Genomic DNA, 14,200 nt, shown 5'->3' with positions numbered 1-14,200 from the left:
CTTTTGACCAGTAGCCCGTTTCCGTTAGCGAGAATGGCAATCTACCATCATGCCTTAACCACCGAAATGGGGGCCCAAGCTTGGTTCGTACTTTCCGCGTAGAGCTATGAGTAACAGGCCGCCAGTTACTATGCAGGGGCAATATGCACCATTACTTGGCTAGTAATAGCTCTACGAATGGGCGAGTCGGTACTGTTGCGAGAGTAGCGCTATTGAGCCGCGTTTGATCTCCTACAGTGTACTCGAGAAGCAGGATTGCGATGCGTTCAGCGCTTGCATAGATCCTTGACTGCTGGCCAGCGAGGTTTTGGTGTAATCCCAGCGTTCCAGGAGTCGGCCAATTCTTGCGGCCTGAAGAACCAGTTGGCCTGATAACTACTGACGTCAGTAAGTCCCTCAAGAAACCCCTTATCCAGCGTCACCACGAAGGCAGGCAACTTCAAAAAGCGATATAGGTCAAAATCCACGCCGTCGTTGCGACTTTTTTTGGAGGTCGGGTCATAGGCTCGCTTGACTTTCTGCATGCTTGAAAACCGTGTCCAGCAGTAAAGCACTTCCAAGTGGCTGCGCATGTTCATGGTGAACACAGCCGACTCCGAATTCTCAAACGCTTTGGTGACACCCACGTTAATTTTGGGCCCAATGACTTTCCAGCTCACTTGCTGAGCTGTCCAAGCCTGCCAAGCATCGGTCGGGTCTTTGGAATTATCATCGATATGTTGCTTCTGGTCTTTGTATGGGTGCGCTAGCTGCAACACTCCGCTCAGATCTTGCGGACTCAGCGCCTCAAGTGACTCAAATACCTTTTGCAGTGCCACATTTGGCACAGCTTTGAAAAGATCCAACACCTCCTCGGACGGGCTCGCCTGAAGGGTGTGGATAGCCTCCAACGCTTTCAGAAATTCATGCTCAGGAAGCGCGTCAAAGGCAGGCAGCAAGCCAGCCTCATCTAGGGCGTGTAGCACTTCAATCCTAAGCTGCTCGTTGTGTTTTAGGGTGTTGACTGTTTCCTGGAAGCCCGCGAGCATTGCTCTCCATGCATTGCGTTCCTCCTCCAGTAAATGCTCAGTTGAGCCAGGGGTATATCCAGCGTCAGCACAGCGAAGCAATTCAGCCCAGCTGTCCAGAGATATTGAGCGACATTCCTGCTCACTCCAAGGCTCACTGTTCTGCTGCAGCATCCCCAACAAATCTCTGCGCCCGGGTGCTATAGGGAGCTCAATGCTCAGGAATTGGGTCAATCGCGTGCACATGCGATGGAATTGATCAGCCGTAATTGATCCGCGGCTTCTCTGGTTTACAAGCTCTATAAACGTACCGTCGGCGAGGGAGAAGGAATATCCATCCGCTGTCATCTTCCCGAACGTCTCCACCCAAGCGGGGCAGTGTTCGAGGTCGACAAGCTCTCGCGCGGCTACGGTATCCAGAATGACCATCGTCTTTTGGTCATCGATAATCAAGCGAGGAGGAAACGAGCCGGTCATGAGAACGTCCAATTGCTAAGTCAGATGTAGCTGCTAAGTACAGTTTTGATGAAGCTCTTAGGTGCGAGCTTATGGTTTCCTACCCGCTAGGATCAATATCCACAGCTCCAAACGGCCATTGAAGTTCCGTCCACCTACGAAAGACTGTGCGCCTTCCCCGGCACTTGCATTAACGCTGTCATGAGCCAGGCACTCTTTCTCACCTCACTCGACCTACTTCCAGGAGTAAGGCAACTGGTTGATCGAAACGGAGCATCACATTCTCGGCATGCTGCAGCGTGTGATCCCCTTTGTCCCGGATCACTTTCACAGTACCGCTGGTGAAATCACCCACGTTGGCCACAAAGCCAAGCCGACGCGCTCCCTGTGCATGGAGCTCGTAAGCGGTACCACGGTCGTCCACACACGATGCACCAACGATGTCGATGTAGCCTCCGTTTTTGTCTAGAGAAATCCCCCTCCCTTTTCCGAGGAATCTGCAGCCGTCGCCTCGGAAGATCGTATTCATTCCTGTAGGTTTGAACGGGCTCACCAGCGAAAACAGAAAAAGCATATCAACGCCGGAGTTCGAATCATCCAAGCTAGCGCGGGTAATCACCTTGGCCACAAGGGTCTCACTGGTGGGTGCCGCTGTGTAGTTGATCCCTTCAACCACAGCAGACTTGATCGCATCTGGTAGCGATACCTGATGCGGATTGATCAATCCCGCAAGGTTAGATGGCATGATCGATAACCAGCCCAGAACCGAGGTGGCATTGCCTGCGAAATTCAAAGCGCCCCCGATGATTAGCGGAATAGCCAACAGGCCCATCAGTCGATGCTCAGCGCAAAACAGCCACCAATTTCCAGATCTTTTGCCCCTGGTTCCATTGCGCGTCCTTCCAAAGCATTGTCTCATCATGCCGTCTCGTTTCTGGAATCCATGGCTGTATGATATTCAGAATTCGGAATAGCTCTAGTCAAAATCAGGCGTCTAAATTCATAGCGTGCTTCAACGCTTATCTTGGCCGTCAGGGCCGAGGGAAACGATGAGTTCGGATTTTCGCTCGCCGGCGTACCATGCGGAAACAGCTGGCACGTAAATCGTGAGTTTTTGGTTTGCGTGGAAACAGGTCAAGCCGTTGCTTTATAGATCGCCGCCTCAGGGGGATCTGCTCTTTGTCAGGCAAGAGGCACGTGCTTGGGGCTTGTATTGCGCAACGCCAAGCCACCAAACGACGTGCCCGCATCGACATAACGCAGCGCTGACTTCATATCCTTCCAGCCCACATAGCCCATCAGTCCTTTGATGTCCCATCCATTGGCGGACGCCCAGGTCGCAAAGCCTCGCCGCATCGAGTGACTGCTATACAGTTCAGCTGGCAATCCTGCCTCTTTGAAAATGCGGCGTAGCACAGGGATCAGGCTATGCGGCTGCATAGCTTTGCCTGAAAGATTGCCCCACCGATCTATCCGCTGGAACACCGGGCCTTTTGCGATCCCGGCATCCGTTATCCAGTTGATGTAGGCCTCCACGGGGCAGAGAATTGTAAGCGCCGGCGTCTGGAAAGTAGTTCCTTCATGCTGGCGGTCACCCTTGGTGTAAGGCAGGAAAAAGGTAATGCCTTCACCACTTATGGCTTGGGTATCCTCGACCATTAGCCTGGCTAACTCATCGCCGCGAAAGCCACGCCAAAACCCAATCAAGATAATCGCCACCGAGCGACGATGACGCACCAGCGATTTGTAGTCTCCCCGTTCAACCGCAGCTGCAGCTTCCCCTTCAAGCCATGTGACCGCTAGCTCCAGGTGTTTCAGGAGCAGTGGGGCGGCCTGTTTCACCTTTGCAGGATGCACGACTCTGATGCCCTTGATCATCTGGCGAACATCAGGCGTCTTGGTTGGATCGGGGAAGCCCTGGGTGATGTGCCATTGCGCAAGAGCCGCCAAGCGCTGCTTCAGAGTGTTGATAGAGAGTTTGTCGGCGTACTCCGCCAAGTAGCGAACGACGCCCGCGCCGGTCGTGGGCAGGAACCCGCCCCAAGTCACTTCGAAGTGCTCAATCGCAGCCCGGTAACTTTTTCGCGTGTTCTCCCGGGTACCGGCGCTGAGGTATCGATCTGCCTTTTCCATCGTACTTAGCCTTCAAAATCGGAGCGTTTTGCTTTCCCAGCGCCACTAGGAGGTTTTCTGGGTGCCAGAAAGTATCAAGAAGCCATAAAGCACTATTATAGCTTTTTAATTACTGGGCTTTACATCCAAAAAATTGGTGATAGCGTGTCACGTAATTACATGACACGTAACACAGCACGAAATCGTAGGAGTTCACATGGCTCGTGGCGGCATTAACAAGGCGGTGGTGCAAAAAGCAAGGCAGTCTCTGCTCGCTAGGGGCACATACCCAAGCATCGATGCCGTGCGTGTGGAACTGGGGAATACCGGGTCGAAGACAACCATTGCCCGGTACCTGAAGGAGATCGAATCCTACGATCCACGCCCACTATCGTCCCGCGAACGCATGGGTGAAGAACTTTCGGCAATGGTGGAAAGCCTTCTGGATCGACTCATGGAGGAGGGTAACGAGTCGATCGAACAGTCCCGATCAGCCTTTGATATTGAGCGTGTAGAGCTCCAGGGGCAGATCGACAGCCTGCAAACTGAACTGACCGCAGCGCGTAGGCAGCTCGACACTCAGCAAGCAGCGATTGAGGCTCAAACTGCTGACTTAAAAACCACGCAGTCCTCACTCCAGGCAGAGCTGACACGCAATGCCGGACTTAATCAACGCTGTACTGACCTAGAAGCCTTGGTCAGTGACCGGGATAAACAGATCCACTCCCTAGAGGAAAAGCATGTTCACGCGCGCGGGGCATTGGAGCACTACCGGGAGTCTGTAAAAGAGCAGCGTGAACAAGATCAACGACGGCATGAATCCCAACTCCACGAGGCCCAAGTGGAGAAGCGCAAGCTGCAGGAAACGTTGGTGCTGAAACAGGATGACCTAACTCGTTTAAATCGTGACAACGAGCGGTTGCTTGGAGAGTCCAGGCAGCAGGTGAAACTGCTACACGGCCATGAGGCGCACATACAGACACTGACTGGCGAGATTCAAGGTCTGAAACTGGCGGAGGCGAGATCCGCCGGAGTTGCTGAGCAGCTCCAGGAACAGATCGCCACGCTTCGACAAGACGCCGCGGCACTGAATGAAGCAGCAGCCAAGAGCGGCGAGCGCGAGCTGGAGGCAAGACTGCTGCTTGTTGCTGCCCAATCGGAGAATGAGCGACTCCGGCGATTGCAGGCTACCGAGGCTGAGACAGATGGAAGCGATTCGAACACCACATTTGCGCCTGCATCCGAGAAGCCAAAGACAGCACCCACAAAACCTTCGAGGAAGTGACCATGAACAAAGCCCCGCTCAAACCGATAGGCCCTAATGAAGAATGCTCCGCGCTTCAGTGGGCTCATCAGCGACTCACTTTTATGCTGGCGAACAGCACATTACCGCCAGCCTTCATACAGCTCGACACCCGCACTCGATTGGAAACCCGAGCTAAGTCAGGTATCGAAGCGGCTGACTCGAGTAAAGCAAATTAGCAGCAGTGTGCAGAGCACCGCCAGCGCATGTTTGAAAGACTTGAAAACCCTACATATTGGGTTATTATCAGGTCATGAACACTACATGCGGTGATTTGCATGCACATGCCAAGTATCGAACAAGAAGCATCCGAGCTGCTGCGCATGCTCTGGCGCGACCGATATCACCTGTGGGGCGATCAAGATATCACCCCGCTTCAGGCGCGTGATCCGAGAAAGGCGGCGTTAGCGTACGGCTTTGAATATCGGGAGCTTCCGAATCTCGGTGACCCCAAATTCATCCATGGCGGCTCCGGCCCTAAGATTGCAGGTCTGATCGATCGCCAAGCGAACCGCATCGCCATCTCCCAAGAATTCTCACCCACAGTAAAACTGTTCACGGGTGCTCATGAGATCGGCCACCTTGCCCTACATAAAGGTGAGGTTATGCATAGGGATCGGGCGTTAGATGGCCGTCCAGTCGGCGGGCCGCGAAACCCTGAAGAACGGGAGGCTGATTTCTTTGCAGCGTGTTTTTTGATGCCTGCGAAGCTTGTCGCCGACCGCTTCAGGCGTCTATTCCTTTGTGGAGACCAGCTTCACTTTAACGACACGGTTGCATATCACCTCGATGCACATAACATCGAAGGTCTGCTGTATGCCTCGGCAGACTCCTTGGAGCGAGAGCTGGCGCTGGCGCGGTGCCAACGCTTCAATAATCTCAACGTCGTATCGCTTGCTACGCAGTTTGGAGTATCCGATTCGGCAATGGCGTTAAGACTCAAGGAGCTTGGTTTAGTACGCTGGCCGTAGCTTGGGGGCTTGAAGTAGGCGCTAGGTATCAATCGAAGTGCATTAGAATGGTGGGGCGATAAAGGACTGTACGCTCTAGAACCGCCCGACGATGCGTCCTAAACTCCCCGTGAAATGCAGCTCAATCTTGGCGACCAACCTCGACCAGCAGTTCCAGCGCCCTCATGCGCAATCGGATCGCTGTCTTCGAAACGTTAAAATATTCGCTCAGAGAATTGCACACAGCATGAAACTGAATGACGTTGTCCCTCTGACTGTCCAGGTACAGATGGCCGTGACCACGGTTTCGGATGCCAAGATGCTGTAGTAACAACCCAAACGCAGCCTGAAAGTCCTCTTTAGGCATCAAGAGACATGAAGCAAACGTATTTGCTTGCCACTCCAACCGCTCGACTTCCCCTTTAGGGATGGTGATCAGCTGGCTCTGGTCAATGTCCTGCGCTCGGATGGCTTCTCGTGTCATGTAGCGCTTATGACCTAGAAAGTGATGCCCCAACTCATGGGCGAGTGTGAATCGGGCCAAGTGGGATTGGCTATCTGCCCCGAAGATTTTGATCTCAAGCGGGTTGAACGTGATACTGCCGAGGGCTGAGCCCGAGTCCTGAATGAAGCTCACGGACAGTCCACTGACATCAGCTTCCCTGGACACCAGCTTAGTCAGATCGACCTCTCCCCGGATGTATGAAATGGATTTCAAAGCCTGCTGCGCCAAGCGATCTATTCTGTCCCGCGAAATGAACGCGACCCTGGGTGTTTCGATAAGCGTGGGCTGACGAATCAGACTCAGATCGCTCTCTTTAAAAGCACTCTCAAGGTCGAGCCCTTTCCAGATGCCTTCCCAACCATCCGTAAAGCCGGCAGGAGTTACGGCATAGGCGCTATAAACGGTAGGCCGAAAATCCATCCGGGTTAGGGCGTATTCGATCTCCGCGCGCTTACGGGCTCTAGCGCTCCGCGCCCCGGTCAGCAGGGCGCGAGGAAGCTCCCATCGAAACTCAGATTGATCAAAGTAACGCAAGACACCGAAGCCTCGGTTCCGAGCAATGTTGAACGTGCCGGACTGAAACGCACTGGCGGACGCAAAAATACCCTTGGCATTGAAGCCGGCCACCTGACTTATCTTTGAACCAAATTCTTCGATGTCCCCCACGGGCACTTTGCCGCTGTAGTTCTTACATTCGATGAGCACAAGCAATGATGGGGTTTCGAAACCAGGCAGGAATACTTCGACAGAAATATCAAAAATGATGAAGTCCTCTCGGTCACGCGAGAAGTAACCCTTCTTCCTGAAAATTTTGCAGCACTCAGGTTGGAATGCATAGAAGCGACCTTTATTGATCTCACGAGACAGGAACTCAAAGACCTGCTCCTCGAATCGGTCGCCCTTGGCATAGGTGCTGAGCGCTTGAATTTCCATATGTAGGGCGGACTCCTTGGTAACGGATCAGAATGTCAGTCGTGCGTGAATAGATAGCGCTCGAGAAAGAATTACCACCGGTCATGCTGGCTCTCAGCTCGGTACCATGATGGTCTTTTTTCCTACTTTTATGTCAATGACCAGAAGGTTAACGCCCAGACAACCGCTGACGACATTGTTAGTTTGGCCCGCCGACGTCATCTACGTATCGCTAGATTTGGCTCCGCCTGATTCTCAAGGATACTCGTCAGGAGGCGATTATTTCAAAACCACAACTAGAAGCAATATGGCATCCTTGACTCAATATTGACTGTTGAAGTCGAACCCCCTGAATTATCGGAGTATTAACATGCAACGGACGCCTAACGAGCTCCTCAGCCGACTATTCGAGTACGCAGAGGAAAGCCTCAAGGAGCTTGATCCGTCGCGCTATCAACTATCGAGCTCTGTTAATGACGTGTATCCACCGACAGGCCTTCTAGGTCTTCCTGGGCTGCACTTTGATCTCCAGTTCCCAGGCGACAATATCTGGCTGCAAATCGAACGGCTCGAAGAGTCACGTGCTCCAGCACCAGTTGATGGAAGCTATAGCTCCGTCATCAAAGCCAGCGACAATCCCACCAAGCCACCAGCGCTCTCTGAGCAGGTGCTCCTCCAGTTAATCCGCGAGCAGCAAGACAAAGATCCGGGTGGAGATATCGCCGCAGTGGAATCCGAGGTACGCGCGCAAGCTTCGGCTGCTCTTACGGCGTATCTTGTCCTGTGGCACGAATGGGCTGAGCTTGAGAAACCACGTCGCAAGACCATTAGCCTCTATGGCGACATGTTTGCATTGATGCAGCAGATGGAGACGGGAAAATCTGCTCGCGAGCTGGTATGGGGCTTGGGCGTTAGCGCTTGGACGTTAACGATCAACGATACGCAGCAGGGATTCAATTATCCATTGTTGACCCAAGCCCTCGACATCTCTTTGAACGAGGAGAGCATGGCGGTCGAAGTTCGCCCGCGTGCCACAGAGCCGATGATCGAGTTCGATGCGCTGATCAACGCCAATATCCCTGGCGCCAGCGAGTGCGAAAGAGCTATTCGCGATCATCTAGGCAGACATGTCGACTCCCCTTTGAACCCATTCTTGCCATCGACCTTTGCTGACGTGCTCAAGCTCTCGGCCAGAAGCCTCGACAGCAAAGGCAAATATTTGGAGGTGATGGGAGATGGAGCCCAGGGCTTCCCGGAACCAAGTGACACGCTCCAGATAAGCGATGCGTGGGTGGTGTTTGCTCGCCCCAAACCCAGCAACTGGCTGATCAACGACCTTCGCAAGATCCGGGAGAAGCTTAAGGAATGTCTCGAGCTTCCTGCCGGCCCACTTGCGTTGGTGACCCCGGCCTCGAATATTGCAATCGATTACCAGCACGTTAACTTCCGCGGGCTTTCCAGCCGAAGCATGGATGGATCTAGAGCTGAACCCAAGGAACTGTATTTCCCCCTTCCATACAATGACGAGCAGGTAACTATCGTTCAGCGTCTGGAGCACGCACCAGGGGTTGCCGTTCAGGGCCCTCCTGGTACCGGCAAAACCCATACGATCGCCAACATCATTTGCCACTATCTGGCGACTGGCAAACGTGTCCTAGTTACCTCTCGTGGCGAGCAGGCCCTGAAGGTACTCCAGTCGAAAATACCGGCTGAGGTTCGGCCTCTGACAGTTGCGCTGCTGACCAGTGACCGCGAGGGTATCCGGCAATTCCAAGGCTCGATTGAGGCTATCCAACACCAAGTTTCGCAAATCAATCCATCACTTGCTCGGAGTGAGATTGATCGCCTGCACCAGTCCATTGATCTTGCTCATACCGAGCTGGTGAGGCTTGATCGACGCGTCAATGAGATTGCCCTGAGTCAGCTTTCCGAAATCAAAGTAGGCGATGCCAAGTATCGTGCGGAAGAGCTTGCTGAGCTTCTGATGAAGGGCGGCGACCAGTACGCCTGGTTTGACGACGAACTTTCGTTGTCACCCGAACACTCGCTGCCTTTTGACGATGAGTTCGGTAGGGGCTTAAGACAGGCCCGTCGCGACCTCGGGCGTGACCTTGTCTACATCAATTCCAGTCTGCCTGAAGTTGAGCAATTACCGGCAGCTGCGGAGATCGGCAAGCTCCACGGCTCAATCTGCCAGCTAAAGTCGCTCGAATATGCTCTAGGTCAGGGGGATCTCATACCCCTGAAATCCGACAGTGAAGCCGTTGTCGCTGCCGCCAAGAATCTAGATTTGGAGCTGGGTCATTGCGAAGAAAAGCTTGTGGCGCTGCACGACGACGGGGACTGCGAAATTCTTTGGTCGCAGGAGCTGCGACTCAAGGCGGCAGGTGGACGGTACGACAGTGAAATCTCAGTCCTAGTAGGCATGCTTCCAGCCGCCCAAGCATTGATGCAACGGCGCAAGGTCATGCTGGAAAACTTTGTTGAATTCCCAGAGGAAGCCTTGGATTGCGAGAAAACATCTGAGGCCGTGGATAGAGCTACCGAAACAGGAAAGCCTTTTGGTCTGATGAGCTTCGGAGCATCCCAAGCCAAGGCACACGTCAGCAATGTCCGGATCAATGGCTCAGCGCCAAAGTCTGCCGAGCAGTGGAAGATCGTCCAGGACTACCTGAAGCTTTACGCGGACGTGAGATCCTTCACTGCGCGTTGGAACCCTCTGGCCGAGACACTGGGGATTCCGCGACTTCAAGCGGGAACGGCACATCTGCGGCAACTGGAGATCACCGTTAGTACAGTTCAGGCTGCGCTCGAGCTCACCTCACTGTACGCCGAAATAGTACAGCCACTCTGCGAGGCGGTCTTCGCAGATGCGCCCGATAACATGCATAGGCTGACAATCGTCGAGATTCGTCGCCTGCGGGATCACCTCACTCAAAACCTTGCTCGATTAGATCTCAGCATGGCGGGCGCCTCACTCGCGATTCTGCAGGCCAAAGTCGCGGGCGACAGCCCAATCTCCTGCCGGCTTCGTACATTCGTGCTGGAGTGCCTGGGCAGCCCGGATCAGGATACGCATCGGGTCGTGTCCCAGTATGTCGACCTGCTGACAGAACTACAGCGGATCAGAGAACTCGGTCTCCTCCTGAATTATGTCAGGGAGGGCGCGCATCGGGTGATGACAGCTGGAGCGGAAAATCTTTCCGGTCGGTTGCTGACCGTTCCTGTTGAAAACGGAGCTGAAGACCTGGCTTTCCCAAGTAGTTGGAAGGAGGCGTGGCAGCATGCGCAAATACGCTCTCACCTGCAGAGCATCGAAGCGCGTCATGAGCTCGTCGAGCTAAATGGCAAGCGAGTAAAACTCGAAGCTGGCCTGGCACGTATGTATCGGGAAGTGGTGAGCCGAGCGGCTTGGCTGTCCACTAAAGCCAATGCCAGCCCGATGGTACTGCAAGCACTAGCCGGCTACTCGACAGCGATACGCAAGATAGGGCAGGGGACAGGGCCGAACGCGGAGCGTTATCGCCGCGATGCTCAGCAGTGCATGCAGGATGCTGCCGGTGCCGTGCCATGCTGGATTATGAGTCACGCCAAGATTTCTGAGTCCATGCCGGCGGAAATAGGCGCCTTCGACCTGGTGATTGTGGATGAGGCGAGCCAGTCAGACTTATGGGCTTTGCCGGCTATCGTCAGGGCCAAAAAGGTACTGGTAGTAGGGGATGACAAGCAAGTTTCTCCCGATGGTGGCTTCAAATCCGGCAAGAGGATCGGCGAGCTTCGTAACCGGTTCCTGAATGACCAGCCCTATGGCGCCGACATGACGCCGGATAAATCTCTTTACGATTTGGCATCGCGAGTCTTCGCTGGCCATATGGTTATGTTGCGTGAGCACTTCCGCTGCGTCCCTCCCATCATTTCCTATTCCAACCAGTTCTACGGCGGTGCGATCCAGCCCCTTCGAATCCCTCGACCATCCGAGCGCCTCGATCCACCTCTAGTGGACATTTATGTCAAAGACGGAGTGAGGAATAAGAAGGGCTGCAACAGGCTTGAGGCAGAAGCCATCGTTGAAGAAATCCAGGCACTTATCAAGGATGACAAGTATGCGGGTCGCACGATTGGTGTGGTAACGCTGTTAGGGGGCATGGAACAAGCCAAATTCATCGATTCGCTAGTACGTGAACGATGCCCGGCCGTTGAGCTCCACGCTCGTGAATTTGCGTGTGGTGACGCAAGCACCTTCCAGGGAAGCGAGCGCGACATCATCTTCATTTCCATGGTCGCAGATCCAGAGAACTGCCATCCACTTTCAGGCATTGCTGCTGAACAGCGGTTCAACGTAGCCGCAAGCCGCGCACGCGATAGGATGTACCTGATTCGATCGGTGACCCTGGATCACCTTTCCCTGAAAGATGTTCGTCGCACACTCCTGGAGTACTTCAGCAAACCACTCACAGAGCAGGAGGTCGATCAGGATGGCCTCATCAAGCTTTGCGAGTCTGGATTTGAGCAGCAGGTCTTTAGCAGACTGGTTGAGCGGGGCTACCGCGTCATCCCGCAGGTGAAGAGTGGGGCATTCAGGCTCGACATGGTCGTCGAGGGAGCCAACGATAATCGTCTGGCAATCGAGTGTGATGGAGATGCCTTCCATGGCCCCGATCGCTGGGAGGCAGACATGAATCGCCAACGTATCCTCGAACGTGCAGGCTGGACATTTTGGCGTTGCTTTGCCTCGTCTTGGAGCATGCATAAAGAGGAAATCTTCGAAGAACTGCTGCAGCGCTTGGTGGAGCTCGGGATCGAACCAACCAATGCCCTGGAGAAGATTCCAGCCGTAGTAGAGCTACGGGAATGGTCAACCGCTGTTAGCACATCCCTGGATGAAGAGGAGGAAGGCTTGGGAGACCATGCAGCCCTAACGAGTACCGATGAGGAGCAGCAAGCCTTAGCGATCTGAAGAGTTAACTGACCGCGCGCAGAATGCTTTTACGCGCGGTCAGTTCCAAACCGGCTGGTTCGACGTACTAGCTGGCGATAGAGATAGAGCTTCGTAGTCGAGGAGAGCAGGGCGGTAATCCCGGTGCCTGAGAACCACGTGGTGTCTGAACATGATGGCGTTTACCTGGTGCACTCAAAATATGTCGAGCGATACCGACCTCAGTGCCTCCGCAGCACCATAGCTTCTGGTAAGGAGTTCGCCTTGGACTTCATGAATTTTAAGGTATCAAAAGGCGCCACATTTGAGCGTGGGCTGATCATGCCAACGGCGCCGATCAAGGCTTTCATTCAGAAGCAGATTTTCCTGGAATCAACACCAGCGGCCGCCTTTTATGTTGCAGTTACGCGGGCCAAACAAAGCCTAGCAATCATCCTCGACAAACCTGGTCACTCCAAGCTGCCGGTGTGGGTACCGTAGTTGAAAGTAGGACGGGCTACTATCGATCGCTGCTTTCGTCGAGCGCTCTAAGCTTCTGGACAGCACAGCGCGCGGGCGTGAGGATGGAGGCTTTCAAGGTCAAGACCGGCGTCTTGCGGGCGGCTTGATTCACGACCGACAAGCTCGAAGAACAACGTCCAGAGATTACAGTTAGGGCAGCATTAGAAAAATTAGCGAACACTTAATTTTTAGTTAGGTAAAGGCTAATTAATTAAAAAATGTTACCGTTCATCATGGTTATTGGAAAAATTAGGCCTAACCGACTACAGTTTTTATTGGCTGCCTCGCCTAAGCTCTGGTCGACTTAAATGAGGTGCATCAGTCGTCAATCCGACATCTTCTAATTTCCTCATTTGCTGTAGATAAAGCGACCAGCATCAGCAGAACCGGAGATTCGGAAGATGAAAAGTATTCTTAGTCCTGTATCGCTGCATGCTCAAGCCTTATTGAGCGCAAAAGGCATTGAGATTAAACACTCCACTTTGCTTCAAATTCTCGCAGCACTCCTTGGATACGAAACTTACGCCGCACTTATGAAGGAGGAGGGCGATCAAAGCCTCGACCTTCATCTTGTTGATGCCGACTTTTTAATTATGAACCTTCCATTGGGTGAAACTCGTGCTTCCCGGCTTTGCGATTACCCAAAGGAAGTAGTAGTTGAATGCATCGAAGCCCTGGAGCGTATGTTACCGGCTTCCATTTTCACGAGCATTGAATCGTTCTACTCTAAACACGGCATTGAAGCTGTTGCTGCGGCATTAGATGATCGAGACCTTCTTGCAAAACAGGTCGGTTCAGCGTGGAGCCTTAAGGGAAAACTGATGGTCACAGGCAACTTCACCTGTGATGAATCGGTGTGGACTGCGAGAGAAACTTGGACACTAAAGGGCGAAGCTTTTTGGGAGTCCAATGGCAAGCGTTCCACTAATGAAAAGAAACCGATCGGGCTCGTAGTTTACAGGAAGGCCGGACGGGGAGGATTGATCACAAACACGAGTGATGACCGGCTAGTGGCAGCTAAGAAAGTCGAGGTAGCTTTCGATTTGTATCGTCCTGATGTACTTGTACTTTCGTCCGACGGTTCAACGACCCGCCCTTGGCTTGCGTTCCTGGCGCACAAACCAAGTCGGATGGTACTTGGAAAGGCAATAGCTATCGATGGCAACATTCACCAAGTATTAGACAGATTGGTTGTTGAAGCTATCGACGATGCGCGTGAATTTCGGATTACGAGCATTGAAATGGATTCCAGCGTCGAAAGTGTCAAGCTCAGCGAACTGCTCCGTAATAACAATATCGTATCTCGTCGATCGAATAGGCAGAGCCAAGGAACCGTGGAGCGGTTGATTTATCAGATCGCGAACATCTTAAGCCTGCCTGATGGAGAAGAGGATGGACTATTACCTGAGCTTACCGCCGATGAATTCAAAAGTCATCTACAGATACAGATTGCGCGATACAATCGCTCAATAACCCATCAGGAACGAGTCCGCTTGATCAAATCGAGAGATGTTTAGA

Annotated in this window: 9 protein-coding genes; 5 read left to right on the top strand and 4 right to left on the bottom strand. The window is 53.2% G+C overall.

Annotated elements, in window-relative coordinates; translation table 11 throughout:
- Window positions 1-266 precede the first annotated feature (266 nt).
- From ACYZUM_RS10090 to ACYZUM_RS10080, 3 genes are all read right to left on the bottom strand, one after another.
- Window positions 267-1,484: a hypothetical protein gene (locus tag ACYZUM_RS10090; protein ID WP_042559180.1), complete on the bottom strand. Its 1,218-nt coding sequence runs from the start codon at window positions 1,482-1,484 to the stop codon at window positions 267-269.
- A 199-nt stretch (window positions 1,485-1,683) separates the two neighbouring features.
- On the bottom strand, window positions 1,684-2,295 hold the full coding sequence (locus ACYZUM_RS10085) for a hypothetical protein (RefSeq protein WP_042559179.1): 612 nt from the start codon (window positions 2,293-2,295) through the stop codon (window positions 1,684-1,686).
- Between the two features lie 350 nt (window positions 2,296-2,645).
- On the bottom strand, window positions 2,646-3,596 hold the full coding sequence (locus ACYZUM_RS10080) for a tyrosine-type recombinase/integrase (RefSeq protein ID WP_042559178.1): 951 nt from the start codon (window positions 3,594-3,596) through the stop codon (window positions 2,646-2,648).
- A 196-nt stretch (window positions 3,597-3,792) separates the two neighbouring features.
- Here ACYZUM_RS10080 and ACYZUM_RS10075 point away from each other — a divergent pair, with 196 nt between their 5' ends.
- Both ACYZUM_RS10075 and ACYZUM_RS10070 read left to right on the top strand, forming a co-directional pair.
- Complete coding sequence (locus ACYZUM_RS10075) at window positions 3,793-4,860, top strand: DNA-binding protein (protein ID WP_042559177.1); 1,068 nt, start codon at window positions 3,793-3,795, stop codon at window positions 4,858-4,860.
- A 296-nt stretch (window positions 4,861-5,156) separates the two neighbouring features.
- Window positions 5,157-5,849: an ImmA/IrrE family metallo-endopeptidase gene (locus tag ACYZUM_RS10070; protein ID WP_042559175.1), complete on the top strand. Its 693-nt coding sequence runs from the start codon at window positions 5,157-5,159 to the stop codon at window positions 5,847-5,849.
- A gap of 121 nt (window positions 5,850-5,970) precedes the next feature.
- Here the strand turns inward: ACYZUM_RS10070 and ACYZUM_RS10065 are convergent, their stop codons facing one another.
- A complete protein-coding gene (locus tag ACYZUM_RS10065; RefSeq protein ID WP_042559174.1) occupies window positions 5,971-7,266 on the bottom strand; it encodes an ImmA/IrrE family metallo-endopeptidase in 1,296 nt (431 codons plus the stop codon).
- Between the two features lie 313 nt (window positions 7,267-7,579).
- On the opposite strand from ACYZUM_RS10065, the gene ACYZUM_RS10060 reads away from it, so the two are divergent.
- The 3 genes from ACYZUM_RS10060 to ACYZUM_RS10050 all read left to right on the top strand — a co-directional run bounded on the left by ACYZUM_RS10060 (window position 7,580) and on the right by ACYZUM_RS10050 (window position 14,199).
- Window positions 7,580-12,202, top strand: a complete 4,623-nt coding sequence (locus ACYZUM_RS10060; protein WP_200892963.1) for an AAA domain-containing protein — start codon at window positions 7,580-7,582, stop codon at window positions 12,200-12,202.
- A gap of 243 nt (window positions 12,203-12,445) precedes the next feature.
- Window positions 12,446-12,661, top strand: a complete 216-nt coding sequence (locus ACYZUM_RS10055; RefSeq protein WP_052491534.1) for a hypothetical protein — start codon at window positions 12,446-12,448, stop codon at window positions 12,659-12,661.
- A 422-nt stretch (window positions 12,662-13,083) separates the two neighbouring features.
- Window positions 13,084-14,199: a hypothetical protein gene (locus ACYZUM_RS10050; protein ID WP_052491533.1), complete on the top strand. Its 1,116-nt coding sequence runs from the start codon at window positions 13,084-13,086 to the stop codon at window positions 14,197-14,199.
- Window position 14,200: the final 1 nt, after the last annotated feature.

This window comes from Pseudomonas sp. m6p (assembly GCF_055760375.1).
The sequence above is the reverse complement of the archived record's forward strand: the minus strand, read 5'-3'. Positions and strand labels throughout refer to the sequence as shown.

Bases quoted from the DNA above. Each gene is read 5' to 3' on its own strand.
- ACYZUM_RS10065 (WP_042559174.1), bottom strand. From the start codon at position 7,266: ATGGAAATTCAAGCGCTCAGCACCTATGCCAAGGGCGACCGATTCGAG.
- ACYZUM_RS10075 (WP_042559177.1), top strand. From the start codon at position 3,793: ATGGCTCGTGGCGGCATTAACAAGGCGGTGGTGCAAAAAGCAAGGCAG.
- ACYZUM_RS10080 (WP_042559178.1), bottom strand. From the start codon at position 3,596: ATGGAAAAGGCAGATCGATACCTCAGCGCCGGTACCCGGGAGAACACG.
- ACYZUM_RS10070 (WP_042559175.1), top strand. From the start codon at position 5,157: ATGCACATGCCAAGTATCGAACAAGAAGCATCCGAGCTGCTGCGCATG.
- ACYZUM_RS10050 (WP_052491533.1), top strand. From the start codon at position 13,084: ATGAAAAGTATTCTTAGTCCTGTATCGCTGCATGCTCAAGCCTTATTG.
- ACYZUM_RS10090 (WP_042559180.1), bottom strand. From the start codon at position 1,484: ATGACCGGCTCGTTTCCTCCTCGCTTGATTATCGATGACCAAAAGACG.
- ACYZUM_RS10085 (WP_042559179.1), bottom strand. From the start codon at position 2,295: ATGGGCCTGTTGGCTATTCCGCTAATCATCGGGGGCGCTTTGAATTTC.